Source organism: Flavobacterium sp. N3904 (assembly GCF_025947305.1).
In the GTDB taxonomy this organism is placed as follows: domain Bacteria; phylum Bacteroidota; class Bacteroidia; order Flavobacteriales; family Flavobacteriaceae; genus Flavobacterium.
Window position 1 is genome coordinate 1,546,930 of the sequence record NZ_CP110009.1, and the last position, 25,137, is coordinate 1,572,066.

Annotated in this window: 25 protein-coding genes and 2 tRNA genes; 14 read left to right on the forward strand and 13 right to left on the reverse strand. The window is 34.2% G+C overall.

The genetic code is table 11. From position 1 onward, the window contains the following. Position 1: 1 nt before the first annotated feature. From OLM57_RS06350 to OLM57_RS06370, 5 genes are all read left to right on the forward strand, one after another. On the forward strand, positions 2 to 967 hold the full coding sequence (locus OLM57_RS06350; RefSeq protein ID WP_264566396.1) for a porin family protein: 966 nt from the start codon (positions 2 to 4) through the stop codon (positions 965 to 967). Positions 968 to 1,252: 285 nt separating this feature from the next. After that, complete coding sequence (trxA, locus tag OLM57_RS06355; RefSeq protein ID WP_077377586.1) at positions 1,253 to 1,570, forward strand: thioredoxin; 318 nt, start codon at positions 1,253 to 1,255, stop codon at positions 1,568 to 1,570. Between the two features lie 95 nt (positions 1,571 to 1,665). Further along, entirely contained in the window at positions 1,666 to 2,592 is a 927-nt protein-coding gene (locus OLM57_RS06360) for a DUF58 domain-containing protein (protein WP_264566397.1), read from the forward strand. Positions 2,593 to 2,678: 86 nt separating this feature from the next. Continuing rightward, positions 2,679 to 2,752 (forward strand) — tRNA-Asp (locus OLM57_RS06365). Between the two features lie 242 nt (positions 2,753 to 2,994). Further along, a tRNA-Asp gene (locus OLM57_RS06370) sits at positions 2,995 to 3,068 on the forward strand. A gap of 239 nt (positions 3,069 to 3,307) precedes the next feature. On the opposite strand, the gene OLM57_RS06375 is transcribed toward OLM57_RS06370, so the two are convergent. Then, complete coding sequence (locus tag OLM57_RS06375; protein WP_264566398.1) at positions 3,308 to 3,808, reverse strand: DUF456 domain-containing protein; 501 nt, start codon at positions 3,806 to 3,808, stop codon at positions 3,308 to 3,310. Between the two features lie 111 nt (positions 3,809 to 3,919). On the opposite strand from OLM57_RS06375, the gene OLM57_RS06380 reads away from it, so the two are divergent. Next, positions 3,920 to 4,396: a hypothetical protein gene (locus OLM57_RS06380; RefSeq protein ID WP_264566399.1), complete on the forward strand. Its 477-nt coding sequence runs from the start codon at positions 3,920 to 3,922 to the stop codon at positions 4,394 to 4,396. Positions 4,397 to 4,569: 173 nt separating this feature from the next. Here the strand turns inward: OLM57_RS06380 and OLM57_RS06385 are convergent, their stop codons facing one another. After that, entirely contained in the window at positions 4,570 to 5,667 is a 1,098-nt protein-coding gene (locus OLM57_RS06385) for a glycosyltransferase family 2 protein (protein WP_264566400.1), read from the reverse strand. Next, complete coding sequence (locus OLM57_RS06390) at positions 5,664 to 6,608, reverse strand: flippase-like domain-containing protein (protein WP_264566401.1); 945 nt, start codon at positions 6,606 to 6,608, stop codon at positions 5,664 to 5,666. The genes OLM57_RS06385 and OLM57_RS06390 overlap by 4 nt, the downstream gene beginning before the upstream one ends. A 170-nt stretch (positions 6,609 to 6,778) precedes the next feature. Between OLM57_RS06390 and OLM57_RS06395 the strand changes: the two genes are divergently transcribed. Genes OLM57_RS06395 through OLM57_RS06430 form a run of 8 tightly spaced genes read left to right on the forward strand, consistent with a single transcriptional unit; the run spans position 6,779 to position 11,379 of the window. Beyond that, positions 6,779 to 7,201: a DUF1003 domain-containing protein gene (locus OLM57_RS06395; RefSeq protein ID WP_264566402.1), complete on the forward strand. Its 423-nt coding sequence runs from the start codon at positions 6,779 to 6,781 to the stop codon at positions 7,199 to 7,201. 32 nt (positions 7,202 to 7,233) lie between these two features. Beyond that, a complete protein-coding gene (ruvC, locus tag OLM57_RS06400) occupies positions 7,234 to 7,788 on the forward strand; it encodes a crossover junction endodeoxyribonuclease RuvC (protein WP_264566403.1) in 555 nt (184 codons plus the stop codon). A 30-nt stretch (positions 7,789 to 7,818) separates the two neighbouring features. Continuing rightward, positions 7,819 to 8,988, forward strand: a complete 1,170-nt coding sequence (gene hemW / locus OLM57_RS06405; protein ID WP_264566404.1) for a radical SAM family heme chaperone HemW — start codon at positions 7,819 to 7,821, stop codon at positions 8,986 to 8,988. A gap of 52 nt (positions 8,989 to 9,040) precedes the next feature. After that, a complete protein-coding gene (locus tag OLM57_RS06410; protein WP_264566405.1) occupies positions 9,041 to 9,496 on the forward strand; it encodes a DUF3291 domain-containing protein in 456 nt (151 codons plus the stop codon). Between the two features lie 4 nt (positions 9,497 to 9,500). After that, positions 9,501 to 10,262 (forward strand): cyclase family protein, encoded by a 762-nt coding sequence (locus tag OLM57_RS06415; RefSeq protein WP_264566406.1) that lies wholly within the window; start codon positions 9,501 to 9,503, stop codon positions 10,260 to 10,262. Then, positions 10,259 to 10,660 (forward strand): GNAT family N-acetyltransferase, encoded by a 402-nt coding sequence (locus OLM57_RS06420; RefSeq protein ID WP_264566407.1) that lies wholly within the window; start codon positions 10,259 to 10,261, stop codon positions 10,658 to 10,660. The genes OLM57_RS06415 and OLM57_RS06420 overlap by 4 nt, the downstream gene beginning before the upstream one ends. Further along, positions 10,657 to 11,007: a DUF4260 domain-containing protein gene (locus OLM57_RS06425; RefSeq protein WP_264566408.1), complete on the forward strand. Its 351-nt coding sequence runs from the start codon at positions 10,657 to 10,659 to the stop codon at positions 11,005 to 11,007. Before OLM57_RS06420 ends, OLM57_RS06425 begins: the two co-directional genes overlap by 4 nt. A 6-nt stretch (positions 11,008 to 11,013) precedes the next feature. Further along, positions 11,014 to 11,379, forward strand: a complete 366-nt coding sequence (locus OLM57_RS06430) for an MmcQ/YjbR family DNA-binding protein (protein ID WP_264566409.1) — start codon at positions 11,014 to 11,016, stop codon at positions 11,377 to 11,379. 41 nt (positions 11,380 to 11,420) lie between these two features. On the opposite strand, the gene OLM57_RS06435 is transcribed toward OLM57_RS06430, so the two are convergent. The 10 genes from OLM57_RS06435 to OLM57_RS06480 form a co-directional block, all read right to left on the reverse strand. Then, on the reverse strand, positions 11,421 to 12,500 hold the full coding sequence (locus OLM57_RS06435; protein WP_264566410.1) for a glycosyltransferase family 4 protein: 1,080 nt from the start codon (positions 12,498 to 12,500) through the stop codon (positions 11,421 to 11,423). Positions 12,501 to 12,532: 32 nt separating this feature from the next. Further along, positions 12,533 to 13,744, reverse strand: coding sequence for a DUF1972 domain-containing protein (locus OLM57_RS06440; RefSeq protein WP_264566411.1), 1,212 nt, complete (start codon positions 13,742 to 13,744; stop codon positions 12,533 to 12,535). A 119-nt stretch (positions 13,745 to 13,863) separates the two neighbouring features. Continuing rightward, a complete protein-coding gene (locus tag OLM57_RS06445) occupies positions 13,864 to 14,934 on the reverse strand; it encodes a glycosyltransferase family 4 protein (protein ID WP_264566412.1) in 1,071 nt (356 codons plus the stop codon). A 2-nt stretch (positions 14,935 to 14,936) separates the two neighbouring features. Next, positions 14,937 to 16,163 (reverse strand): glycosyltransferase family 4 protein, encoded by a 1,227-nt coding sequence (locus OLM57_RS06450; protein WP_264566413.1) that lies wholly within the window; start codon positions 16,161 to 16,163, stop codon positions 14,937 to 14,939. After that, complete coding sequence (locus OLM57_RS06455; RefSeq protein WP_264566414.1) at positions 16,156 to 16,851, reverse strand: acyltransferase; 696 nt, start codon at positions 16,849 to 16,851, stop codon at positions 16,156 to 16,158. Before OLM57_RS06455 ends, OLM57_RS06450 begins: the two co-directional genes overlap by 8 nt. After that, positions 16,848 to 19,211, reverse strand: coding sequence for a hypothetical protein (locus tag OLM57_RS06460; RefSeq protein ID WP_264566415.1), 2,364 nt, complete (start codon positions 19,209 to 19,211; stop codon positions 16,848 to 16,850). The genes OLM57_RS06455 and OLM57_RS06460 overlap by 4 nt, the downstream gene beginning before the upstream one ends. A 133-nt stretch (positions 19,212 to 19,344) precedes the next feature. Continuing rightward, positions 19,345 to 20,634, reverse strand: coding sequence for an O-antigen ligase family protein (locus tag OLM57_RS06465; protein ID WP_264566416.1), 1,290 nt, complete (start codon positions 20,632 to 20,634; stop codon positions 19,345 to 19,347). A gap of 2 nt (positions 20,635 to 20,636) precedes the next feature. Next, positions 20,637 to 21,749, reverse strand: coding sequence for a glycosyltransferase family 4 protein (locus OLM57_RS06470; protein ID WP_264566417.1), 1,113 nt, complete (start codon positions 21,747 to 21,749; stop codon positions 20,637 to 20,639). After that, complete coding sequence (locus OLM57_RS06475; RefSeq protein ID WP_264566418.1) at positions 21,740 to 22,969, reverse strand: lipopolysaccharide biosynthesis protein; 1,230 nt, start codon at positions 22,967 to 22,969, stop codon at positions 21,740 to 21,742. The genes OLM57_RS06470 and OLM57_RS06475 overlap by 10 nt, the downstream gene beginning before the upstream one ends. Positions 22,970 to 22,979: 10 nt before the next feature. Then, positions 22,980 to 25,130: a GumC family protein gene (locus OLM57_RS06480; RefSeq protein WP_264566419.1), complete on the reverse strand. Its 2,151-nt coding sequence runs from the start codon at positions 25,128 to 25,130 to the stop codon at positions 22,980 to 22,982. Positions 25,131 to 25,137: the final 7 nt, after the last annotated feature.

The following is a 25,137-nucleotide window of genomic DNA, read 5'->3' on the forward strand; positions in this document are numbered from 1 at the left end:
TATGAAAAAGACCCTATTTTTATTAGGATTATTAGTTTCTACAATGACAATGGTAGGACAAACTGCAAGTACTACAGATAGTACAAAAGAAAGCTGGTATTTTAAAGTAGGAGGTTCTTATTTTATACAAACTGCTGCAACAGAATTTCCAATTGTTTCTGGAGCATTGCCAAATACAGATGTATATGCTGCAAATGGAACTACTTTGGTTTCTAGAGAAACTAATACAGGTTCTTTTGGAGAAGGTTTCCGTACAGGCTTAACTGCGGGATACCGTTTTACACCACGTTTAGGTGTTGAGATGGCTTTTAATTATTACTCAAGTAATAGTAAAACAATGGTTGAAACAGTAAATAGATTAGTAGCCGCTGGGCCAACTTTCGTTACAGGTTCAGCAGAAGGAAAAATTACAGCTTATGATTTAGCCCCAGCTATTGTATTGTTTCTTGGAGAATTGAATGGTTTTGAGCCTTACACAAAAGTAGGGGTTATTGTTCCTGTTTCTGGTGATTTGACTATTGAAACAAATAGAGTGTATAGCAATCCAGCTGGAACTACTACTACATATGCTAAAGATGTAGTAAAACCGAACCCAACAGTTGGTTTTATGGCTGTTTTGGGGACTTCATATAAATTAGGTAAAAACATTTCTCTTTATGGAGAAGTAGAATACCGTAATTTTACTGTTCATGGAAAAACTAAAGAAACAGAGGCTTATACTGAAAATGGGGTTGATAAATTGAACACTCCTACAGCTTTCCGTCCAGATGCATCTTATTCTGCAAGTCACGTAGATTATGTGGATCAACTTAATAGTAGTTCAAATAATCCTTTGTTTAATCCTAACACGACTACGACAACTATTCCTGGTGATACAACTAGACCAAATGATGCAATGAATGAGATTAGTTCTTACGTTGGAATTTCTGGATTAGGTTTTACTCTTGGATTGAAATACAGTCTATAATTCATTACGATTGAAAATTATAGAAGACCTTCTGAAAAGAGGGTCTTTTTTTGTTTACTAAAGATCTTGAAATCCCGAATGCCCTAGCCCTGATGGTAGCGGCATCCCACGCTTTTTTGCGTGGATACAGCGGACAGCAGGATGAAGCTCCCAAACACTTGAAAATAGCTATTAGTAATACATTTATAATGAAAACTAATTTGGGAATGGCGTTTGGTTGGGTTTTAATTTCTAAATTTGTACACTAGTAAAAAAACAAGCAATTAAACATAAAATAAAAATAGTATGGCATTAGCAATAACAGATGCTACTTTTGAGGAAGTAGTTTTGAAATCGACACAACCAGTAATGGTGGATTTTTGGGCAGCATGGTGTGGGCCTTGTAGAATGGTTGGACCAATCATCGATGAACTAAGCAACGAGTACGAAGGTAAAGTAGTTGTAGGTAAAGTAGATGTAGATGCAAACCAAGAATTTGCTGCAAAATACGGTGTGAGAAATATTCCAACAGTATTGGTTTTCCACAATGGAGAAGTGGTTGGAAAACAAGTAGGAGTGGCTCCAAAACAAACGTATGCAGATAGCTTAGACGCATTGTTGTAATCGGTAACGGTTATCAATTTATATAGGAAGGTTTGGCGAAAGTCAAGCCTTTTTTTGTTTTTTAAACTGTCTAAACTTTTTTATACATTTGAAATATGAAGATCGAATCGCAAATAGAAAAAATATCCAGTTTTCAGCACTTGGAATTGTTGGCCAATCAAGTAGTGGAAGGTTTTATTTCGGGTATGCACAAAAGTCCGTTTCATGGATTTTCGGCTGAGTTTGCCGAGCATAAAGTGTATAATGTGGGTGAAAGTACCAAACATATCGATTGGAAATTATTTGCCAAGACCGATCGTTTGTACACAAAATGTTTTGAGGAAGAAACCAACCTGAGATGTCATATCATTATTGACAACTCTTCGTCGATGCATTATCCTAAACTGAAGGATAATCAGCCGTTTTATGAAAGTAAAATAGGTTTTTCGGTATTGGCATCGGCAGTACTGATGAACCTGCTGAAGAAACAGCGAGATGCCATTGGGATCAGTGTGTTTTCGGATAGTTATGAGTATTATGCACCAGAAAAAGGGAGTGACCGTCATCATAGAATGATTTTGAACACCCTCGAAGGCCTTTTGGGAGATACTAAAGAAAAAAAGCAAACAGATACGATTACGTATCTGCATCAAATAGCAGAGAAAATTCACCGTCGTTCGATGATTATTTTGTTTACCGACATGTTTCAGTCGGATAATGAAGAAGCGCTTTTTAATGCGTTGCAACATTTGAAACACGACAAACATAAAGTGGTTTTATTTCATGTGGTAGACAACGAAACGGAGCTTAAATTTGATTTTGACAATGCCCCAAGAAAGTTTATTGATGTGGAAACAGGAGATGAGGTAGTGATTTTTGCCGATAATGTGAAGCAGGAATACGAAAAACAGGTGAGCGATTACTTCAAAAAGTTGGCGTTAACGTGTGCTCAAAACAAAATAAAGTACATTCCTGTGGGCGTTGGCGAAAATTTTGAAAAAATATTGACGACATACTTGGTTGAAAAACAAAAGTTTGGATAATAAGGCAAAAAAATATTCTTAATTCTCTACAAAAAGGCTTGCGTAAACGAAAATCTATTGTATCTTTGCCACCGCAATAAAGCAGAGGTTTGGTAGTTCAGTTGGTTAGAATACATGCCTGTCACGCATGGGGTCGCGGGTTCGAGTCCCGTCCAGACCGCTAATATTGGGAGAGCCTTTCGTAACAGAAAGGCTTTTTTTGCCAATATACAGTATCTAAAGCTAGTTGTGTTGTTTCTCGTCCTATATGACGAGACCGGTTTGTAGTTAGACCAATGAAAAGCTTTCCACTTTGTGGATAGCTTTTTTGATTTTAAGGAGGTTTTATTTTTTTAATTCTTGTGTTATAAAATAGTTGCGTAAACGAAAATCTATTGTATCTTTGCACTCGCAATAAAACAGGGTTTGGTAGTTCAGTTGGTTAGAATACATGCCTGTCACGCATGGGGTCGCGGGTTCGAGTCCCGTCCAGACCGCAAATATTGTTAGAAGCCTTTCCTTAATGGAGAGGCTTTTTTTATGGATAAAAATTAAAATCTGGAAATACTAGATTAATATCAAATAGTAATGCATTCTTTTTTTTAGCCATTAAGGTATTAAGTTTATTAAGAAAGGCTTCAATACTTAATTTTCTTAATATCTTAATGGTTCAAGATATTTGAGAATTACATTTTTAAATGGTTTTAGATTTTGCAGAAGTAGCTCAAGAAACAGATTAAAACAATGCATCACTATTCTGCCATACAATCCAAAGAAACAAACCCAAATACATCATACACACCACAAACTTCATAAAGGACGAAGCTAGAAAACCGAGGAGAGACCCAGTTGCAGCTTTCAAAGCACGTTTGTGGTCTTGTTTATCGTAAATCAGTTCGCCAACAAAAGCACCAACGAATGGTCCAATAATAAAACCCAGCGGAATGGGAGCAAAAATCCCAACAACCAAACCGATATTGGTTCCCCAAATACCATACGAACTACCTCCAAATTTTTTGGTTCCTTTTGCCGGAATGATATAATCCAAAATCGTTAGCGCAATAGTGAATAACAAGGAAAGGCCCAAAATCCAATAATTGGCAGAAACTGCATTCGTAAAATACAGCAATACAATTCCAACCCAGCTGATACTCGGCCCAGGTAAAACAGGCAAAAAACTTCCAAAAACACCTACGATCGCACAAGCAAAACCAAGAATTAGAAGTAGCATATCCATAAAATAATTTTTAGTAATTTTACCTCGAAAATACAACTCTTTTTTCTTATATGTATATGAGAAAAATAATTGTATTTTTATAACCTATTAGTCCCATTCAAAAAACAAACATTGAAGCAATATTCCTTTTTTTTAGTCTTTATATTTTTTAATTCCTGTCAATATTTTGACAAGCAAGTTCCCTCCGAAAAGGAATTGTTGCAAAAGGAATTGAAGTCTATTAATTGGAAAGAGGTAGACGAATACCCATCAGTTGTTGATTGCGATAAAATTGAAGACAAAAAGCAACGCCAACAATGTTTTTTTGAGGTTTTAACCCAATTAATTCAAGAGAAACTCTGCAACGATACATTGGCTATGCTTTATCCCGAGTTGGATACTATCGAAGTGAAAGTGACTGTTTTTCCCAATGCCACGATGAAATTTGAACCCCAATTTCCAAAAGATTCTGTGGCTTATGATAAAGTGAAAATAGACAGCATTCTCAAAGCTCGTTTGGTAGGTTTTCCAAAAATAAATCCAGCAATCAAGCGGGGATTACCCGTAAAAACCCAATTTATTCTTCCTGTTATTTTAAAAGTGGAATAGTTTTTTTAAGGAGCAATTTCCAGCTGTGCACTATATCTGTCGTCCCGAACCCCGGGACAACAGGATGCCGTTTCCATCTGGGCTAGGGCATTCGTTTTCATAATAAGATTTGAGGTGAGAGTTTAGTGTTGAAAGTTTAATGAAATTTAATTTTAACATTTGCAATCTTATTTTTAAAACCTTCTCCCTTTCCATTCGTATTTTCCAAAAAGGCAATATAAAGCCACAGTAGTACTGAAAAACGGATACCACAAACTACTTAAAAGTAAATGGCGCATTTTGTATTTCGTCAAGAATTTATTTGTTTGCTGTATCAGCACAGAGTCAATTCCAAATTTGATTAGGAAATAAAGCCCCACAAAAAAATAAGGGAGCATTCCTAAGACAGTCAGCACGAAACAATAAACCAAACCAAAATTCATCATAAAGACAAGCAACCCAAGTCTTTTTCCGAAGATACTTTGGTAAGAAGTTGTTTTAGATGCCCAGCGAACGCGTTGGTAAAACAACGATTTCCAATCATTAGTAGGTTTTGTGGTTACGATAGTATTCTTTGATTTTAAATACACTACTTTTTCAGGATATTTGGCTATAGCTTTTTGCAACAGAAAAACATCATCACCACTGGCAATAGTTAAGTTACCATCAAAACCTTTGAGTTTTTTAAAAAATGATTTGGTATAAGCAAAATTGGCGCCATTACACATAAAACCCTTTTTAATTCCAAAACTCCCTATGGTAGCCCCTTGTAAACTCGCCAAATCTAATTGCTGAAAGTGATGTAAAAACGAAGTATTGCAATTGTAGGTAACCGCTCCCGCAATCATCGAAACGTGATGTAACTGAATGAAATTGTCCAGCGCCAATAGCCAATTTTCATGAACCACACAATCAGCATCGGTGGTAATAACCCAATCGGTTTTTACCATTTGCATAGCCGTTGTAATGGCATCCTTCTTAGGGGAATTTGAAACCCGAAGATTATTAACGACCGTGACTTTAAACTTTAAACCTGAAACTTTAAACTCTTCACTAGAAAAATCGTCAACCAAAATCACTTCAAACAAATCCGTCGGATAATTCAATTTTGAAAGACTTTCCAATAGAACCGGTAAATTTTCGGCTTCATTCCGAAAAGGAACAATAATGCTAAAGCTCGTTTTTGGTGGCAAGCCAATGTATTCAAACTGATTTATTTTGGTAAAACCATAAATGAGCCAACTTATAGTCAGAACATAAACGATTACTATCCCTAATAAAATCAAAATCATAGCACTGTTTTTGGTTTAAAATTCAACACATAATAGCTCCCAATAGCCACTGGTAAAACCACATTCAAAAACCACATCAGCGTAGTGACAAAAACAACTACCCATTCATTTACGCCCAATATTCCGAAGAAATATACCGCCACACTTCCTTTTACGGCAAAATCCAAAAACTGAAAAGTAGGCAAAGATGAAGCCAGAAAGTAAACACTCGATGTGGCTGAAATGAGAATTAAATAAGGTAAATCGACATCAAAAGCCAAAAACAAAAAATAGTATTGATGCGAGAAAACCAAATACCTTAAAATCGCCAAATACGTATTTTTTTGATGAATCGATTTTGGAATTTCGTTAATTTTATGAATCAGTTTCTCGATAGAATAGCCTTTGATTGTGATTTTTTTGACTGAAAATAAAACAATAAATAGGATTGTCAGAATTCCAAAAAGAACAGCTACCGTTTTTGTAGTGATTACATTGTACTGCGCATTAAAATACAACAATCCAAAAATCCCAAAAATGACAGTCAAGATCATTTGTATTCCATTGCATATCAAATTTAAAAACACCACTTTTTTGGTGTCTTTTTTATCAAAATACAATGCTTTTCCGGCATATTCACCAACGCCATTTGGGGTAAATAATCCTGCAGTAAGCCCGGCCAAAACTTGTTTGGTAGCTTCAGCCAAAGAAATAGGATGGAGATAGGAAACCAAATATTTCCATTTCAGGATTTCGAATAAACGATTTAAGACACTCAAAAGAAGAATAAATCCAATTCCTAAAACCGATTGATTTTTATGAAACAATACCAAGAATTTTTGCCAGTCGAGTTTGTCATTATTGGCCAATTGATTGTAAATAAAATAAAACGCTCCGCCTACAATCAAAAGTTTGACTATAAGTACAAGGAATTGCTTAGTTTTGTGTGAAATTGAAATCATAGCGCAAAGTAAAGGAAAAACTAGTACACAAAGTCACTGAAAACTCAATAGAGATCAATAAAGTTTTTAATTTATTTTTCAAATGTATGCTTTGGAAATCTTTGAACCAACTTCGAGTATCTTTGCGTAACAACTTGAATAATTTAACAACAAACCAATTCTACTAGGATATGAGTAATAACAAAACTTGGCACGAAAAACATATAGAGACATTAGGTTTTGGCAGTCGTTTGGCCGATTCAGTAGCCAAAGGAATGGGATCTTGGAGATTTATTATTATTCAAAGTGTTTTTGTAATAGTATGGATGGGTTTAAACTTTATTGGTTATGTGTATCATTGGGATGTTTATCCTTTTATATTGTTGAATCTTGTTTTTTCAACACAAGCTGCTTATGCTGCACCAATTATTATGATGTCGCAAAACAGACAAAGTGAAAGAGACCGAATTCAGGCACAATCCGATTATCAGACCAATGTGGATGCAAAGCTAGAAATTGAAGCTTTGACCATTAAGTTGGATAAAATTGAAGCAGAAAAATTAGACAAGATAATTGCGATGTTGGAAGAAATGAAAAGCAATTTGAAGAAATAAATTAAATCTCAGGACACAATTAAAAATAAACCTTGATAAAAGAACGCATCATATTAGGAATAGACCCCGGAACCACGATTATGGGTTTTGGATTGATAAAAATTGTGAATAAGAAAATGGAATTTTTGCAGCTCAACGAATTGCAATTGTCAAAATATGACAATCACTACCAAAAATTAAAAATCATTTTTGAACGTACCATTGAATTAATAGAAACGCATCATCCTGACGAAATTGCGATTGAAGCTCCTTTCTTTGGCAAGAACGTACAATCGATGCTGAAGCTTGGTCGTGCGCAAGGAGTAGCTATGGCCGCAGGACTTTCTAGAGACATACCCATTACCGAATACGAACCCAAAAAAATAAAAATGGCGATCACCGGAAACGGAAATGCCAGCAAAGAACAAGTCGCCAAAATGCTTCAACAATTATTGGGACTGAAAGAATTACCCAAAAATTTGGATTCTACCGATGGACTGGCAGCTGCAGTTTGTCATTTTTTCAATTCAGGAAAAGTGATTGGAGATAAAAGCTATACGGGTTGGGATGCTTTTGTAAAACAAAATGAGGAACGAGTTAAAAAATAGTTTGCATTCTCAGCAACTGAAAACTAATTTATGAGTGGCATCTACATACACATACCATTTTGCAAGCAGGCTTGTCATTACTGTGATTTTCATTTTTCGACTTCGATGAAGAAGAAAGAAGAGATGGTTTTGGCTATTGCCAAAGAATTGCAAATGCGCAAAACTGAGTTTAAGAATGAAGTTGTTGAAACGATTTATTTTGGAGGAGGAACGCCGAGCAGATTGCAGATTGCAGATTTGAGATTGCAGATTGATTCGATTTATAAAAATTATCAAGTTGCTAAAAATCCTGAAATCACTCTTGAAGCCAATCCTGATGATTTATCGGTAGAGTATTTAATTGAACTTTTAAAAATTGGTGTCAATCGACTAAGCATCGGAATTCAATCTTTCTTTGAAGATGATTTGGTGATGATGAATCGTGCTCATAATTCGGCAGAAGCCAAAAAATGTCTCGAAGAAGCTACGCAATACTTTGATAATATTTCTCTCGATTTGATTTATGGAATTCCGGGAATGAGCAATGAGAAATGGAAGCAAAATATCGAAACAGCTTTGTCTTTTGGGATACCACATATTTCCAGTTATGCACTGACTGTCGAACCAAAAACGGCGTTGAACAAACTCATTCAAACCGGAAAAATTGCCAAACCCAATGACGAATCGGCTCAGGAACATTTTGTGATTTTAGTAGAAACGCTTGAAGCGAATAATTTTATCCATTACGAATTATCCAATTTTGGAAAACCCAATTATTTTTCAAAAAACAATTCGGCTTATTGGTTAGGAAAAAAATACATAGGTATTGGCCCATCAGCGCATAGTTATGATGGAATTTCCAGAAGTTGGAATGTTTCTAATAATTCACTGTATTTAAAATCCATTCAAGAGAACAAGTTGCCCAATGAAATTGAGATTCTCTCGATTGCTGACCGTTACAACGAATATATTATGACAGGTTTACGAACGATTTGGGGTGTTGATTTGAATCGAATTGAAACTGAATTCGGAAAAAAATATCTAGATTATTTGCATCAACAAGCTCAGAAGTTTCTTGACGATGATTTACTTGAAATCATCACTTCGAGTAATGCTACTTTTGGGCGGAATAGTATCGAGAAGATTTTGAAACCAACCCCAAAAGGAAAATTTTTGACCGATGGAATTGCATCAGACTTATTTTATTTAAATTTGGAATAGGATTAACAGTAAGGTTCGCAAAGTTTTAATTGTCCAAATAAAAGAATGAAATATGGCAGAATATCAACTTGCAGAAATAAATATCGCTAGAATGAAAGGTGTCAACATTCATGATCCTATTATGAAAGAATTTGTTGACAATCTTGATAAAGTCAATGAAATAGCTGAAAAAAGTGATGGATTTGTATGGCGATTAAAAGACGAAGAGAACAATGCAACAAATTTAAATCCTTATAATGATGAACAAATCATTGTCAATTATTCCATTTGGGAAAGTATTGAAACTTTAGAACATTATATGTACAAAACCTTTCATTCGGAGTTTTTAAAGCGTAGGAAAGAATGGTTTCAAACTTTTGGACAAGTTTCTACTGCGATGTGGTGGATTAAAAAAAGAGAAATTCCAGATCTTGCCGAAGCAATGGAGAAATTAGATTATTTGCAAAAAAATGGTGCTTCTGAAATAGTTTTTAACTTTAAACAAAAATATCCTAAACCGCTTTACTAGTTTTATGAAGACTACAATTCAACATAACAATCACACTATAGAAGTCGACCTCTCAAAACCCATTGACATTTCGATTCCGTTGACCAATACAGAGGAGAATCCGATTGCTTGGTACATAGAAAAACCAGTGATAGAACCCGTTGTCTTTGGTGATTGGATAGGTAGCATAAAAGAAGGAGCATCTACAAATTTTAAAAACATTTTTTTCAATCCTCATGGGCATGGAACCCATACGGAATGTCTGGGTCATATTACTAGAGAGTTTTACAGCATCAATCAATGTTTGAAACAGTTTTTCTTTTTGGCCGAACTGGTTTCGATTGTGCCAGAAATGCGAGGCGAAGACTGGGTGATTAGCAGAAATCAAGTTAAAAAAGCATTGGGATTGAAAACTCCTGAAGCAATCATTATTCGAACATTACCCAATTTTAAAATAAAAAAATCACAGAAATATTCCAATACCAACCCGCCTTATTTGGCAGAAGATGCGGCGCTTTTTATTCGCGAAAACGGAATTAAACATTTGCTGATCGATTTACCGAGTGTGGACAAAGAGCACGATGAAGGGAAATTATTGGCACACAAAGCCTTTTGGAATGTAAAAGATGTCAATAATTTAAATGCTAGTGCACGATTGGACTGCACGATTACCGAAATGATTTTTGTTGCTGAAGAAGTGCAAGACGGCACTTATTTGTTGAATTTACAAATCGCTTCTTTCGAGAATGACGCCAGTCCAAGTAAACCGATTTTATACCAAATATGATAACAGTTTCCACCGATAAAATGAAACTCAATGTTCCATTTATTCAGCATTTTCTAAAAGATATTTATTGGGCTGCAGGAAGAACCATTGAAGAAGTTCAAAAAACAATTGACAGTTCTATTTGTTTTGGAATTTATCTTGATCATGTACAGATTGGTTTTGCCAGAGTGATTACCGATTATGTGGTTTTTGCCTATGTTATGGATGTTTTTATAACCGAAGAGCACAGAGGTAACGGATATTCATCAATTTTAATTCATGAGATGATGCAAGAGCCACAATTGCAAGAAGTAAAAATATGGCGATTGGCTACCAAAGATGCTCATTTTTTATATCAGAAATTTGGTTTCAAAGAATTGGCACACCCAGAAAGAATGATGGAAAAAATAAAAATATGAAGACAATTATCAAGCTCGAAGAATTAGGGTTGTTTATACTCGGTATTTATTTTTTTAGTCAATTGAACTATGCATGGTGGTGGTTTTTGGTACTAATTTTAGTCCCAGATTTCTCTATGATTGGATATGTATTTGGAAATAAAGTTGGAGCTCTTTGCTATAATATGGTGCATCACAGAGGTATTGCGATAGCTGTATATTTGGTTGGAATTTATTGCTCTAATTCAGCAGTTCAGCTTTGGGGAGTGATTTTATTTACCCATTCGTCTATGGATAGATTGTTTGGCTATGGTCTAAAATATGAAACAGGTTTTAAGTTTACCCATTTGGGCGAAATCGGAAAATAATTAAATATGAACCTAGAAACGTATTACGAATATTGCCTTTCCAAAAAAGGAGTGACCGAACATTTTCCATTTGATGAAGATACTTTGGTGTTTAAAGTTGGCGGAAAAATGTTTGCTTTGTCTTCTTTATTGCAATGGGAAAAAGGCAATCCTTCTGTGAATCTCAAATGTGATCCAGAACGTGCACAGGAATTACGTGCCGAATATGATGCTATACAACCCGGTTTTCACATGAGTAAAGTACATTGGAACACGATTGCCGTAAATCAAGATGTTGATGATATCTTATTGAAAGAATTGATTGATCATTCGTATGACTTGGTTTTTAAAAGTTTAACTAAGAAAATTCAAAAAGAAGCCGAAGGGTGGTAAAACCTTCGGCAGATCTTCACATTCAGGATTTGTTTTTGGACTTATCTCTGTTCTAATTTTTTTAAAGCATTTTTCCATTCCTCAAGGTTTTTTATCATTAGTAAAAACCGAATGATAGACCAAAAAACAAATAGAGTGATAACAATTATAAGTGTAATGGATAAAAAGGAAATTAGTCCAAAACTGATGAAATAGAATATTAGACTTAGTGCAACTACTGCTACAGAGACTTTTTTATGGGTCAAGCCTGCAGTCAATAATAAATGGTGCAAGTGAGACTTATCGGCGCTGAACGGAGAATTTCCTCTTTTGATTCGGCCCATATAAACTCTCAAGGAATCCAGTACTGGAATGGCAAAGAATGCTACTACTAACAGAAAACCATATCCATAACCAGTATTAGAAACATTCGATTGTTTTTCCATGAGTTGAATTCCTAAAGTAATTAGTATAAAGCCCAAAAAGAGAGAGCCGGCATCACCCATGAATATTTTTTTGGAAGACAAATTGAATCTTAAAAAACCAATGATCGCTCCAATAAATACAACACTAATAAATCCTAAATTAGCATCTTTGAAATAAAAGGATGATACCAAAAACATGGTAAAACCCAACAGTGACAAACCGCCAACTAGGCCGTCAACACCATCCATTAAATTAAAAGCATTGACAACTCCCGTAATTACTATGATTGTTAGTGCATACTGTGCCCAAACTGCAATTTCATAGATGCCAAATAAACCAAACAGCGATGTAAATCTGATAGAGGAAGAAGCAATTATAAAGGACAACAACAATTGAATCGCCAGTTTGTATTTGGCTTTTACATCCATTTTGTCGTCAATCACACCTACAATTAAGAGTAAAAATGCAGAGGCAAAAATGATTATGTATTGTTTAGCATTTGTAAACAATAGAGATTGGATTCCTAAAATTAGGAGGGAAGTTATTGCGATTGCAATTCCTCCAACTAGTGGAACCGCATCTTGATGTATTTTTCTATAGTTGGGCTTGTCTACAAGATTGATTTTTATCGCTATTTTTTTAAAAAAGGGAATAAGAATTAGGGTAAGCAAAAAGGATAATATTCCTAAAGAGATATATAAGATGTTAGTTTTCATGGTTTTTCTTTTTTAAAAAGTATAATTAATAATTATCGATTTTCATAAAACATGGAGTTATTGTGCAAATGAGCCAATTGATATTCTTGTAAAAAGGAAGGGTTTAGCTTTGTTAAATCGGTATGCACACTGTTTTTGTATTTTGTAACTAGTGCTTCTTGTATCAATAATTCATATTGTTTTGCAATCACTTTCCAAGTATATCTTCGATTGGCAATGGCTTTCATTTCATCCTTTAAAGTGTGCTCCTGCTCCACAGTAAACGTATTCAACTGATGGATTAATTCTTTGGAGGTTGAAAAATAAACGGCTTTGTTTTCGGTAGTTGTAATGTTGTAGGAAACTTTAAAAGCAAGAATAGGAAGTCTCAAATACATGGCTTCAACAAGTGACGGATTTGTTCCTCCAGCCGAGTGACCATGAATGTATAAAGTGGCATTTCCTCGAATTAAATCAATTTCTCTTTGATTGTAAATGGGGTCATAAAGAGTAATATTTGCGATGTTCTGATAGGTTTCTTTTAATTGTTTTCCGTATTCGCTATTGTTCCAATTGCCAACGATTACAAGTTGCATTTGTTGCTGAATTCTAAAGGCTTCCAGAACCAAATGGACGTTATTTTCGGGTTCGATTCGGCAAACTTTTACTGCATATTCATTTTCCAAAAAGGGATACTTTTCAATATCTTGAAGAGTAGGTTTTACTTCCAGTGTATGATCAGCTCCATATTCAATTACCCTACTTAAAGTTTGATAACGAAGCGCAGTATAATCTTGTATGGATTCGTTGTCGGAGATATCAATCTGCGAAAATAGAACAGCGATTTTTTCGGCCCACCACAAATACAATTTTGCAGGCATAGACCATTTGTCTCTTTTCCATTCAATCCCATCTATAGAAATGATAATTTTTTTATTAGAAAATAAACGAACAAAAGGCAATATCCAAGCACCGGCCACTCCCAAAATAAGCAACACATCCGAAGTGAATACAGCATGAAGTATTGAAATCGTATCGTAAGGAATGCTTTGTACACCATTTGCTTCAAGCGGAATGTACTTTAGTTTAGCACCTTTATAATTTTTGACTTGCTCTTCCTTTTTGTATTTTGTTTTCGAACAATAAACAGTAAAGTCAAATTGATCAGACAAATGGGTTACCAAGTGTTCTGCCAGGGTTTCAAATCCACCGTATTTTGCAGGTAATCCAACTGTGCCAATAATGGCTATTTTATTTTTTTTCATTGTAGTATCATTTTCTATTAGTATGCCAAATATCGTGCTGGTTTAAAAAAAGTGATATATAGTAAGGGTTAACGAATAATTTATGGATCAAACAATTCCATATTTTGGAATAAATTCAATTAATTGGAAAGAATTCGGGTCGATTCATTTTCAAAATAATCTTCACAAAAGAATTTGCTGTATGCCAAAGCATTTTCACTCATTTGGGAATATAAAGTGGAATTTACGAAGAGATCGTTTAGTTTTTTTGAAATCAGGGCAATGTTCTTACTGTCTATCAAATAGCCATTTTTGCCTTCTTCAACGAGTTCGATCACACCTCCAACTGGCGGAACTATTGTTGGCAATCCGTACGCCATTGCTTCAAGAATGGTCAAGCCAAAAGTTTCTACCCACAAGCTGGTATCAGACAAATTGAGAACTATACTGGCTTCTTTGTAGAAAGGATGCGTGTCTTTTTGAGTCGGATAAATAATTAAATTGCTCGGGATGCTTTCTTTTTTGAAATAGTCATTAATTTCGTTTTGAGTAGCATTTACAACCAATTTAAAAGTAAATGTTGAATTGATTTGCGCCAATTGTAAAAATTCATTCACTCCTTTGTAGGCTTTTAATGAACAGATCATCAGGACTATTTTGGATTTTTTTTCTAGATTAAAATTCAGACGGGATTGTTTGATAAAACTACTTTCCAGAACATTATAAATTACATTTTTTTTCACATTCAAAGGTTCCTGATTGGCCAGAAAATTGGAAACATAAACTACTTCCGAAGCTGTTATTTTTACAATTCCAAAAAGGAAAAGTTTCAAAATTTTTGGTTTCATTGTAGTTTCATGTATGTGGTACATTACTTTGCATCCTCTTATTTTACCTGCAATTGCTGCACCAAAAGGAAGAACTGTATTGATATACACCACATCTTCTTTTTGCAATTTGAATAGTAATTTAACTAGCAATAAAAACTGACTTGTCATTAAAAACAAAAGTCGGACAAAGGGATTTTTCGCAAAGCGATACCAATAGAAATGGTTTTTTACCTGATCAACATTGGATAAAAATCCTTCTCTCCCGCTGCAAGTGTAGAGATGTGTTTCTATATTTTTTTTGGACCAGCCTTTTAGTAATTGCATTAATACTTTTGGGCTTCCGCTATAATCGTTTAATAAATGGATGGCTATGATTCTCATGATTACAATTGGTTATAAATGGTTTTTAAATGTTCCCCTCGACTGTTCCAAGTAAATCGTTCTTCGTATTTTTTTCTTGCATTGATGCTCATTTGATGCAATAAAGCTGCATCCGAATGTAATTTTTCAAGAGCTTTTTTTAATTCTGAAACGGTTTTTATATAATTTGATTCAGGAATTGCAAAACCACAGTTACTGTCTATGTATTGTCCCGGACCTTCGTTGTCCAAACAAATGATGGGCAATCCAAATGACAAGGCTTCGGCAACAACCATTCCAGCTCCTTCATGGGATGGGAATAGAAAAATAGCCGATTTCTCATATAATTTCATTAATTCAGATCGGTCAATCCATTCTATGATTTCCACATAGAATTCGATATTGTTTTGAAAAATAATCTTTTCGTATAATTCTTTTTCCGGTCCGGATCCCACTAGGGTAAGTTTACATTTCTCTCTTTCAGGAAATGGCAGTGAATTGATAAATTCGGCAAAGGAATGTAGTGTTAAATCAAACCCTTTTAAAGTTACAAAGCGGCCAACACTGATAATATGGAAGTTTTCTTTTTTTGGAATTTCATCGTTATAAAAATCTTCCGAAGCCACTGATGGGAAAATAGAAAATGACTCTTTTTTCAGTTTCAAAACATTGGAAACCCCTTGATTCATACACCAAATATGATTGGCATTTTTGATGGTTTTGTTTAAGGCTGGTGACCATTTCCAAAAGAAATTTTTCACTAGCCAAGTTATGCTATCTTTGATTTTAAATGTTGTAGAAGCCAATTTCAAATATTGTTTCGGAATAATGGGATGATGTCCCACAGGTCCCCAAACCATTGGCTTTGCCAATTTATATAAAAAACTGGGCGTCCAATCGTTATGAAAGTTTACATTGTGTGCAATGTCAAAATGAAGATTTTTATTTTTGATGAAACCTACAATTCCTTTTTGCCACATATAGTAATAAAGCATGGCACCACGTCCTCCTTTTTTCCAGAAACGCATCCAATAGGGCAAATCAAAATAAAGAAACGTAATGTTGTTGTACACCGCATCTGGGTTTTGACTCATGTATTTTTCAATTGATTCTTGGTTGTTTTCTCTGGTAACAGCAAATACTTTATTGAAACGGGCAATTTGGTAAACAAAATTCCATCCCATTCCGTCTTCAGAACCTTTGTACGGATTTACGGCGTAGCAAGTGGCTACAATAGTTTTGTTACTCATGATTTCTATTTTTTAAAAGTTTGGCAGGAACACCACCAATTATACTGTTCTCAGGAAATGATTTGTTTACTACACTGCCGGCTGCAATGATACTTCCATCGCCTATATGAACTCCATCCAGTATAGTTACCTTGCTTCCTATCCAGCAATTTTTTCCAATTTTAATGCCTTTTCTTGTGACTCCTTGGTGTCTTATAGAAACATTCAAATCTTTATAATTGTGGTTTTCGGGATGACAACTCCAGTATTGGCCAACGATACATTCGTCACCAATTTCAAGACCGCCAGCACCTCCTAAATAAGCAAATTCTCCGATGCCTACGCTGTTTCCGATGACAATTTTATCTCCAATATCGTGCAATGAAGTAGAAACAACAACGCGACTAAAGGCTCCAATGCTTACATTATTTCCCAGTTGAATGCCATTTTTACTCAAAGCAGATATAGAAACTTGATTGCCTAATCGAAGGAACTTTCCCCATTTTATTTTAGAACTATTAAAAAAAGAAACGCCTGTTCCCAGTAACATTCCTTTTGGGTTTCGAAACAAAAAAAGAACTTTGCAACCTCTTAACAAACTCCACATTTGAATCCAAATAAATTGAATCAATGCACCTGAATTTAATGCTTCATCAAAGAAAAAATTAGGGTTTCTGAATTGGATGATTTTTAGGATAAGCGCTTTCATCTTTTGGTTTGTATAAGAGTGGCTACTATTCGATTTAAGGTGGTTTCCAATTCTATATTATTGATGGTTTCGTAAATGGAAAAATGACTTTTTGAATCCAGTGATTCGAATAAGGAATGATAGTCCTGTGTCAGTTTTTCGATAGTCATTTTACTCAATTCTTGCTTTCTTTTCAGAATAATATCTGCATCAGCGAAAAGGAAAAAATTGAATTTTGGTTTTAATAAAAAACGATAGCAAAACACCGTAAGTTTCTTTGGCAATTCAATATTACTTCGCTTGCTGTCATTTATAAAATCAAAATAGTATCGGTCATAAATCAGTACGTGACCTCTGAAAATGTGTTTGAAATAAACAACAAACTGACCCAATACGTAATCCATATAATAATAGGAGAATCGAAATAAAGACGATAGCAAACTATTGTTTTTTCCTTGTCTAGGCAAACTTTCAATAGCGTCTTGATGCGCTTTTTCTTTTCCTTTTGTCCACACGCTCAATATGGGTAAAACAGATGGGCGGTGGCGTAAAACAACTACTTTTTTGCGCAACTGTTTTTCGACTCTAAGGGCTATGTTTTCTATGACAGTAGATTTACCAGCGCCGTCAACGCCACTAAAAGTGATCACAAAACCCCTGTTGTTCAAGCTGTTTTTTATAGTATCCATATAATAATTAAAAGTGTTTTGGATGTAATGAAACGAGTTGTTTTGATTTGTTTTTTTTATAAAATTCAAAACACTTTTTCGATCGGTTTTTGTGATTAAATCTATAGGGTCTTCGGAATTTTCAATATGATTTTGTGTAGTGGCATATTTTGCTGGAATTTTAGAGCCATTGAGCAAATAGAATAATGCAATAAATCGGGCTGTATCTCTATCAGAAGCATTTTTAACGCCATAATTATTTCTAGTACTATCTGCTATCATCTTTTTGGCATCCATTATTTCAATATTTTTTACCTTCAATTGAGTAATTAAATCCAATGCCAAGAGTGAACCATCCTTTAGAAAAACCAGAATGCTATTCATAAACGATTTTTCATTGGTAGTAATTTTTGAAACTAAAGCATGGTTTTTTAAGTAATGGACAAGATTTTTGCTGGTGTTTTTAGTTATAATCAAATCAATATCGGAGTTCTCGTTTAGAGCTTCAGGAAAGCCATTGTCTAATTTCAAAGCGGCATATTCTTTATTTTGAATGCAATCAAAAACATCCATAATAAGTAGTTCTCTAGGCGATTTTTCGTGGGACAAAAATTCGTTCAACCCTTCATTCCAAACTAGTAGCAGCCATTCGATTTGAACATGCCATTTGGGTTGTGCATGATATACTTTTAGATAATACATGCAATTTACGAGCAAATACCATTTCAAATATTGATTTAATTGATCGATGTCATTATCGAATAGGGTTGTTCCAAATTCACCTGAACAGTTTTCTTTTATGGATTTGTAGATTTTGAACCAACTTTTGCGTTCTACCATAACACTATTTTGAATGATAAAATGGAAATAGTCAAAAGCCTTCGGTCTGTCAAAACTGGCTAATTCCCAGTCATAAAGAGCGATAGTCTCGCCTATTTTGTACATGTTCCATTGGGTAAAATCGCCGTGAGAAAGGGATAGGGTGATTTTATCATTTGGATTTGTTTTTTCCAAAAGAAGATTCATCTTGCGAATCATATTTGCAGGAATCCTATTGTCATTTAAATTTTTAAAATCATTTTTTAACTTAGTAAAAAGTGTCCAATCTTTTAATGAAATCGTATTGTTTCTGGTTGTACTTATGGCAGATAGAATGTTGAGGTGTGCTGGAGTACAGTTTTTTGACCTTTTTCCATCTTTTGATACATCGGTTAAGCGAATTATATCTTCGGAGATTTTAAATGATTGAGGTGTTGTCAAATTTGGAATTAATCCATTTACTTCTTGCAACATTTGATGTTCATTGCTTATTAATTTTTGTGCTGATAGGGTAGTGGCAATTTTATAAAAAGAGGTATTGGCATATAAAATAGCTTTATTATTAGGCCCAACTGTACCAGTAAATAAAGCCCAATTATCTTTTAAGTTGAATATAGGATTCGATTTATGTTCAACATAATATCTTTTGTTTGAGAATACGAATTTTTGAACTCTCATTAGAAAAATCAAACGAATCACAAATGCAAATATTTTTGCTCTAAAACTGCTAGTGGAATAAAATTTTAAAAAAGACGGACGATTTTGGTTTTTCTCCCATATCCATCTTGCGCTACCATCCGGGTTTTTGATATAAAGAAAAGTAACTTCTCTATCCGAAGGTTGATTTGGTGTTTCAGAAATAGTGTATCCGATGGTTTTAAAAATAGCTTCCATAATATTCGTTTTATACTATCGCTATTCGAAAAACCGTGCCAACAAATGAAAACCCTTGTATAATAAGGGTTTCTTGGCTTTTTAGTATTTAAATACTTTCCATTTTTTGGAAATTTTATTTTTTTTGGAAAATTTAAAAAACTAAATCCGGCCTTCTTTTCCTTAAATATAATTTTTGAAGCGAAGTTAAATGCGGATTGTTTTTGAAAGAAACCGAGAAAATAATCATTTGATAAAACATAATTCCATAGTTGCTTTCGCCAAAAATTCCAAATTCTGTAAATGAATTGATTATAATGGGAATCAGTATACCAATCAGCATCAAGCGGGTTTCTTTGTTCTCTGTAGTAAATGCTCGTAGTGTAAAAAACATTTGAAGCAAAGCGATACACAAACCCACAAACCCCAAATTCATCAGTACCTGCATGAAAGTATTGTGAGTCATTTTGCCTGGATACGTATGCACACTTTGAAAAAATTCTTTGTAATCAATTCTCATGTAGCCAAAACCCAATAGGGGTTCTCTGGGTAATCCTTCAGAAATAAGGGCTTGCCAAAAAGGCAATCTTCCGGTTAAGGTTAATATTTCTTCCATTCTGGCTTTGTCACCTCCTTTAAGAATAATTTGATTGACAGCAAATGGAATTACCATTAGAACACAACCTATAATGGCCATTTTTAAACCTTGTCTTTTGGTTTGATTAATGTGAAAGAAAATAATAATTAAAACTCCAATTAGTGAAGATCGTGATCCGGTCATGAATAAAGCATAGAAAATCACCAAAATTTTGATAATGGTCCACGCTTTCTTTTTTTTTCTATATAAATCAAAAATCAAGCAGGCCACACCTACACCAGCAAGCATTCCGAGTTCATTTGGGTTCATCATTACGCCACCCAAACGCGCTTCTTCGCCTCCATTTGTCAATCGGAAAAAAGTGTCAGGATCAATCCACATTCCCACCACAAAAACCAATTGTAACATAAAAACGGTGTTGCCCAAAAGATGGTACAACCGAATGTTATGTCCTTCGAAAAAGGCGTCTAATACTTTGATACTTTTTATAAAAAAATAAGCAAAAACAAAACTCTGAAACGTCATAAACCATTGTAAGGCACTAAATCCTGGGTTGGTGCTCCACATAAAAGATAAAAAACCCAATCCCAAATATCCCAAGTAAAATAATGGTGAAAAAGTATTTTTGTAGCTCGTGGTGTTTACCGCTCCGTAGCGTATAATTTTGTAATAGATACCAATTGAAGAAAGCATAAGTCCCATTCTACCTACCACTTTTATGGCACGTGTGATGTTTATGTTTTCACTCCAGGTAAAAAAACAAGCCACCATCAACAGTAAAATAATAAACATATAATTGTTTATTTTTTTTAGGAAAGCATCGTGAATGTTTGTGTTTGTTGGCATGACTAATGGTATAATTCAATGTTAAACCGAGATATTAATTGTTCCCAATTGTAATTTTCCCGCACCATTTTGATGGCATTGTATTGCATTTCTATAAAATCACATGGATTTTTCCAGCTAGAGAATAAATCAGACATTGCATTTTCAAGCAAATGACTGCTTTGAGCATAAATGGTTCTTCCTGCTTGGTTTTTGGCAATCAAATGACCTATGTTTGTTGTATCGGTTACAATACAGGGTTTTCCAAAACTGGCAGCTTCAATTACCGAAAGCGGTAATCCTTCGTTGCGAGAAGGATGTACAAAGACGTCGATTTTTTTGAGTAAGTCGTTTTTTTCTTCTCCAAACTTACTTCCAAACAAAATGACGTTTTTTGCAAAGACTTTGCCTTTTAGTTGTTGTTCCAAAACCACTTTTTCGGGACTGTCTCCTATAATCCAAAGTTTAGAATTTGGAACTTTTTTTTGAAATTTTTGAAACGCTTCAAGCAAAGTGTCTATGCCTTTGGTGTAAATATCAAGTCGTCCGATAAAACCAAAAACAATTTCTGGATTATTGGATTTTTCGATTAGAACTAAGGTATTGTTCTCATAACCATAAGGAAGTAAAATAGATTTGTTGTTTTTGAATATCCTTTTTAAGCCCGAAACTTCACTTTTCCCGATGCAGTGAATTTTGTTCGAATTTTTAAGCAATGTTTTTTCGAAAAGTAAAAAATACACTTTCTTTCTCCAAGAACTCCTTTGCATAGCAATGGTATTGTAAGCTCCATGCGGAGTGTAAACAAAAGCAATATTGTTTTTGTGCAATAATTTTGAAAGGGTATAAAAAACTGGAATCCATCCACCATGAAGATGAAAAACAACTTTGTTTTTTTTGTTTAAAATTGAGTCTTTTAATATTTTGGATATAGAGAAAGGATTGGCTTTTTTCAAGAACAATTGGGTGTCGTAATTGCGATCACCATAATTGTTTTCTAAATCTTTTGTAATTCCCCAAACCGACACTTTTTCTCCAAATTCTGTTTGCTTGGTAGCCAATTGATGCACCACTTTATTTACGCCATTCATTCTTTCAGGATTGGCTTTTCCGAGTACGATGTGTATTATTTCCATAACTGAAATTGATTTTTTTTCAATTGATTTTGCCAAAACAAAATCATAATGATTTGATTAAGAATAAGCCCTGAAACGGCTCCGTAAAGTCCAAAACTGTTTAATAAAAAATGAAACGAAAGCAAAGAAGAAACAAAAGAAAGCACATATCCGAAAAAGAAAATCTTGTTCAATACCAATATTCTTACTGCAATTCGGACAGGATAACTCAAGAAAATAAAAAAGTATAAAACCGACATGATTCGCACCACATAACCGTAGTTTTGATATTTTTGACCACCAACCAGAACAATAATTTCTTTTGAAAATATAAAAAACACGGACAATAAAACGGCAAAAAAGACAGCGCCAAATGCGGTAATTTCGATTAAGTATTTTTTTGCTTTAGCGTTATTCTCATTATAAATTGCTGCCACTTTTGGTAAAAAATAGTTTTCGACTGTTTGTAATCCCACATTCAGGATTCCAAAGAATGACTGTACCAACCGCAAGGCTCCAAGTGCTTCAATTCCTAAATAAATACCCGAAACCAATACAAAAAAGTTGCTGGAACACCATTGCAAAAGTGCCACACTAAACAACCATTTGCCCTGAGCAAAATGATGGCTTAAGAATGATTTCCAAGAAATTGGTCGCTCAAAGTTTTTAGCAATAAAGCAAATTCCCGGTAGCGCAGTAATAAGATTTGACAATCCAATTATCCAAAGAACATTTGGTAATAGGATTGTCTCATCCCAACAAAAAACAATTAAAATCAACATTAAAAAAATGAAATCCATGGCAAAAACAATTTTTACTTTGTTGATGCCTAAAAGTAATTTTCGAAAAAAATCATTTGCAATAAAACCCAATATAAAACAGCTAATGGCATAAACATTAATGCGATATTCATTGGTGTGAGCCAAAAACAACACTGTAAATTGGATAACCAAAAACAGCAAAACAGACAGTGCACACAATCCATACGTTAAGAAAACCTGATATTGTTTCTTCTCTGTTATTTTAGATATGGAAACCTGAAACGGTTGAATCAATAAAGCATTTGTAATACTCATTACTAAATAACTCACTAAAACAATCGCAGAAAACGCACCAAAACTTCTATTGTCTAGTTTTTGAGCCAAAAACAGAGTCAGCAAAAAAGTAGTTCCGCTGCTAATGGCCTGGTCTGCAAAAACCAAAATTGAGGGAGATGACGCTATTTTTTTTAGTAGTTTCATTTTTAGTATTTTATTTTTTGATGTATTTTTTCCAAAGTTTTTTTACTTCTGCAAATACACTTGGATTGTAGTCTACTTTATTTAAAACAAACCAAACATTAGGCAATTTATACTCGTCTTTTAATAATTCGATTTTCAAAACGGTTTTCTCTGCCGATTTTCGACTGTCTAAAACAATTAGGTTTTCGGTTGCCAAACTCATAAAAAGCAATGCGAGTTTGTCTTCTTTTATCGCTTGATTGTGAATGATGCACAATTCAAATTGTTGCATTATTTCCTGAATTTCTTTTTGAAAAGCAGCTTTGGTATAATTCAAGTATTTTGAATTTGAAAAATTGCGATATTCAGCAGGTTCAAACTCGTTTTCTAATTGGCCTGTTGCATCGAGCACTACAATTTTTCGGCCTTGTTTTTTGAAAGCAAGGGCTAAATTTCTGGAATGAAAAAGATGGTCTTTGTCACTGTCGTAAGAACTTATGGACAATAGGTTTTGCTCTTTGATCATTCCTTTCAATTCCATTTGGATGGCTTCTTTCAAGAAATTGGTTGCAACATCTGCTTTTGATTTTATAAACGGAGTGGCTATGGCTACAGGAATAGTGCTGTTTTTCTCGATGGTATAGATGTCATTTACTTTTGCTTTGGCAAAATGAACAATATAGATAAGAACTACAGAACCAAACAATCCCATCAAAGCCGCTACAACAATTATGATTCCACGAATAGGAGAAACAGGAGTTTTTGAAATTTCGGCGGGTGTGATTATTTTATGAAATGCTATTTTGGCAGATCGGGCAATTTCGGCATCTATTCTTTTTCCGTTCAAGAAATTATAATTGGTTTCATAAAGATTAAATTCTCTGTTTAGGATGGTTAATTTTTTTTCTTTTTCGGGTAAACCAATAAAAATTTTTTCTGATTCGGTAATGTCACTCGAAAGGTCATTGTATTTTATTTGTAAATTTTTCTCTGTGTTTTTGATACTTTCAATTTGATAATCGATGAGGTCTTTTAATTTGGCATCTATAATTTGTACTTTCTCATTTTCGGGCGTGTAGGTTATCAATAAATCCTTTTTGTCGGATTGTAATTTCTTGATGTTTTTTACCATTTCCGTAGATAGTAAATCAGTGAAAGCTTCAAAATTGGGAGCCAAATCCAGATAGTTTGTTTTCCCCGCAGCGATGTATTTATTTAAGTCTTTAATCGCATTCAGGCTCATTTTTATATTGGTTTGCTCAATTTTAAGTTGCGATATTTTACGCAAGTCGGTTTCAGTTTCCTGAGTTACGTTGATAATGTTTTTTTCATCTCTGTAGTTCTGAATATTGTTTTCGGAATTGGAAAGTTTTTTATTTGAGTCTTTTATTTCTTTTTGCAAGAAATCAACTGTGGTGTTGGCTGCTTTGTATTTGTTTTCGATATAATCTTTGATGTACATTTCGGCAAGCTTGTTTACAAAAAGAGCTGCTTTCTCGGGAACATTACTTTTCATATTAATCCGAATTACCGGAACATCTTTATCAACGGGAACGATATCTAAATTTTTGTTGATTTTTTCCATCAATTTTTGGTTGCTCAAAAATTCGAACTCATAGGTGTCAATGATTTTTACTTCTTTTTTGGATTTAATGAAAGTTTCATTCAATGTGATTAAAAAAGTAGCTCCATTAATTTTCAACGGTTTTCCAAATTTTCCGGCTATACTTTGATTGGAATCAGGATAAAAAAACTGGAATTCTTTGTTGGAAATCACATTCAATGAGTAGCGTTTGTCTAATGCTTTTTCAGATTGAAAAGTGCCTTCTACTAGGATTGGCGAGTTACCATACAATTCCACAGTCAGCATATCTCCTTTTCTGTAAATTTCTTTTTCAAAAGGAAGTTCATTCAATGTTTTTTGGATAAGGTTTGCCGATTTTAAAACCTCTATTTCTGTAGCAATTTTATTGGCAGAAGCAAACACATCAAGATCTTTGAACAAATTGGCACTTGGCACGCCTTCTTCTACATCGGCAAGTTTTAGCATGGCCGTGCTTTCGTACATTGGAGTGACATAATTCAGGTACTTTTTGGCTCCCAATACAGCCATAATCATTACCAAAATGACGATTGGTAATCCTCTAAAAAAAGGTTTGAGTAATCTTATATTTTCGTTCATATCTTCT

Excerpts from the sequence above, each read along its gene's own strand:
- hemW (WP_264566404.1), top strand. The coding sequence starts at position 7,819 with ATGAGTGGCATCTACATACACATACCATTTTGCAAGCAGGCTTGTCAT.
- OLM57_RS06385 (WP_264566400.1), bottom strand. The coding sequence starts at position 5,667 with ATGATTTTGATTTTATTAGGGATAGTAATCGTTTATGTTCTGACTATA.
- OLM57_RS06390 (WP_264566401.1), bottom strand. The coding sequence starts at position 6,608 with ATGATTTCAATTTCACACAAAACTAAGCAATTCCTTGTACTTATAGTC.
- OLM57_RS06410 (WP_264566405.1), top strand. The coding sequence starts at position 9,041 with ATGGCAGAATATCAACTTGCAGAAATAAATATCGCTAGAATGAAAGGT.
- OLM57_RS06420 (WP_264566407.1), top strand. The coding sequence starts at position 10,259 with ATGATAACAGTTTCCACCGATAAAATGAAACTCAATGTTCCATTTATT.
- OLM57_RS06455 (WP_264566414.1), bottom strand. The coding sequence starts at position 16,851 with ATGAAAGCGCTTATCCTAAAAATCATCCAATTCAGAAACCCTAATTTT.
- OLM57_RS06465 (WP_264566416.1), bottom strand. The coding sequence starts at position 20,634 with ATGCCAACAAACACAAACATTCACGATGCTTTCCTAAAAAAAATAAAC.
- OLM57_RS06430 (WP_264566409.1), top strand. The coding sequence starts at position 11,014 with ATGAACCTAGAAACGTATTACGAATATTGCCTTTCCAAAAAAGGAGTG.
- OLM57_RS06480 (WP_264566419.1), bottom strand. The coding sequence starts at position 25,130 with ATGAACGAAAATATAAGATTACTCAAACCTTTTTTTAGAGGATTACCA.
- OLM57_RS06425 (WP_264566408.1), top strand. The coding sequence starts at position 10,657 with ATGAAGACAATTATCAAGCTCGAAGAATTAGGGTTGTTTATACTCGGT.
- OLM57_RS06445 (WP_264566412.1), bottom strand. The coding sequence starts at position 14,934 with ATGAGAATCATAGCCATCCATTTATTAAACGATTATAGCGGAAGCCCA.
- OLM57_RS06375 (WP_264566398.1), bottom strand. The coding sequence starts at position 3,808 with ATGGATATGCTACTTCTAATTCTTGGTTTTGCTTGTGCGATCGTAGGT.
- OLM57_RS06360 (WP_264566397.1), top strand. The coding sequence starts at position 1,666 with ATGAAGATCGAATCGCAAATAGAAAAAATATCCAGTTTTCAGCACTTG.
- OLM57_RS06450 (WP_264566413.1), bottom strand. The coding sequence starts at position 16,163 with ATGAGTAACAAAACTATTGTAGCCACTTGCTACGCCGTAAATCCGTAC.
- OLM57_RS06350 (WP_264566396.1), top strand. The coding sequence starts at position 2 with ATGAAAAAGACCCTATTTTTATTAGGATTATTAGTTTCTACAATGACA.
- trxA (WP_077377586.1), top strand. The coding sequence starts at position 1,253 with ATGGCATTAGCAATAACAGATGCTACTTTTGAGGAAGTAGTTTTGAAA.
- OLM57_RS06470 (WP_264566417.1), bottom strand. The coding sequence starts at position 21,749 with ATGGAAATAATACACATCGTACTCGGAAAAGCCAATCCTGAAAGAATG.
- OLM57_RS06460 (WP_264566415.1), bottom strand. The coding sequence starts at position 19,211 with ATGGAAGCTATTTTTAAAACCATCGGATACACTATTTCTGAAACACCA.
- OLM57_RS06415 (WP_264566406.1), top strand. The coding sequence starts at position 9,501 with ATGAAGACTACAATTCAACATAACAATCACACTATAGAAGTCGACCTC.
- OLM57_RS06440 (WP_264566411.1), bottom strand. The coding sequence starts at position 13,744 with ATGAAAAAAAATAAAATAGCCATTATTGGCACAGTTGGATTACCTGCA.
- OLM57_RS06395 (WP_264566402.1), top strand. The coding sequence starts at position 6,779 with ATGAGTAATAACAAAACTTGGCACGAAAAACATATAGAGACATTAGGT.
- OLM57_RS06435 (WP_264566410.1), bottom strand. The coding sequence starts at position 12,500 with ATGAAAACTAACATCTTATATATCTCTTTAGGAATATTATCCTTTTTG.
- OLM57_RS06475 (WP_264566418.1), bottom strand. The coding sequence starts at position 22,969 with ATGAAACTACTAAAAAAAATAGCGTCATCTCCCTCAATTTTGGTTTTT.